The 846-nt window shown below is 43.3% G+C and carries 1 protein-coding gene; it reads left to right on the forward strand.

Annotated features, from left to right (window positions below):
* The coding region (locus C477_RS23860; RefSeq protein ID WP_160168024.1) for a hypothetical protein at positions 1 to 846 on the forward strand (846 nt) is incomplete at both ends.

The following is an 846-nucleotide window of genomic DNA, read 5'->3' on the forward strand; positions in this document are numbered from 1 at the left end:
GATTAGAGCAAAAGGATGGCGTAGACAAGATACTCCCTCAGCATATTGGAGGGGAGAAAGAGGGTAGATTCTGTACTGCTTTCCTCGTTCTCCAACAGTCATCGGCGAAAATATTCAGTCTCCTTGAGGAAGAAGGCGAATATGAATTCAAACCATTGTACAACTTTTCATTAGAGAATGAATACCATTCCTATGGTGAAATTTGGAATCGGGATATAATTTTCCAGTGGGAAGATCGAGAGGTAATAGACGTAATGCAGAAAAAGATGAAAGCCTATGTTCGTCGGTTTACCCTCGGTGAGAAATATACTCTGGAACAGATTGACCGATTAGTCGAAGAGGGGGAATGGACCGATGATAGGGAAGATCCACCAGAATGTAAATGCAAAAACCAGCCTAAAAACGAAGAGCAGTTGAACCAATTAGATCTAACTATAATCAGCTGTGCAAAATGCAACAGCCCATACAGACTTTCTATAGGTGGCACAAGTCAAACGCTCTACCGGACTTCATTTGAACTTGATTGGATAGAAGGTGATTGGGGGAAAGGTTGCAAGCCTATCGAGCGTGATTGTCTTAGATTCTATGAAGTTGAAAGCGATGGTGAAACTACTACAGCGGATGCCACCCTGCACGGGTTAACAAGAGAATCACAGATAGAGTACCCGAATTTTGGCTATTATCGTGGAGATCATCAGAAGGGGCTATTAATCGGAAATCCAGAAATCGGTTCTGAAGGAGAAATTGTGGGATATCTTCTCTGGAATCAACCTGGCCAAGTAGACCGTCCTTGTCTGCAACAGGTGTATGTTCGGCCAAAATACCGAGATGAGGAGTATGGCGGAA

It is taken from the genome of Haloterrigena salina JCM 13891 (genome assembly GCF_000337495.1).
Classification (GTDB): domain Archaea; phylum Halobacteriota; class Halobacteria; order Halobacteriales; family Natrialbaceae; genus Haloterrigena; species Haloterrigena salina.